Raw genomic sequence first — 510 nt, 5'->3', positions numbered from 1 at the left:
GGCCTCTCATTGCGGCCTTCTCATGGCTGCGGGCCCGTATGGGAGTTCGAGTATCAGGTCCACATCACTGGAACGCGCTCGAAGCGCTCCCCATGCGCCTGGTTCTCCTGATCCCGCCTCTCCGACGTTGCGCCATATCTGTCCTTCGACCTTCTCACGCCCTCCAGACAGCCTCGACCGCTTCCCGCACTCAGGCGGCGACGGTCGGAGCTCGGTAGATCCCCGCTTCGTTGCGATGCGCGCGGTCTTGTTGGCCAGCGCCACAGTCACTAGCATCGGTGGCTTGCGCGCCAGCATTCTATGAAGCCACGAGCAATGGCACGCCTTTGCGTTTGGCCCGTCGAACCACGGCGCTGGATGCAATGATGAGCAGGCGCCGTAGCGTTCGCTCACCCATCCGGAACGTTCGTCCGAGCCGTTCTTTGCCGCCGGTTGAGCGCTGGATCGGCGTCAGCCCGATCCAGGCTGCAAAGTCGCGCCCGGAGCGGAATGTCTCGGCCGGCGGCGCCA

General features: G+C 64.7%; 1 pseudogene. It reads right to left on the bottom strand.

From position 1 onward, the window contains the following. Nucleotides 1–190 precede the first annotated feature (190 nt). Nucleotides 191–510: pseudogene (locus tag NKJ76_RS32360) on the bottom strand (transposase); the annotation flags it as partial.

Origin of the sequence: Mesorhizobium sp. M0029 (assembly GCF_040323735.1) — a bacterium.
In the GTDB taxonomy this organism is placed as follows: Bacteria; Pseudomonadota; Alphaproteobacteria; order Rhizobiales; family Rhizobiaceae; genus Mesorhizobium.
The sequence above is the reverse complement of the archived record's forward strand: the minus strand, read 5'-3'. Positions and strand labels throughout refer to the sequence as shown.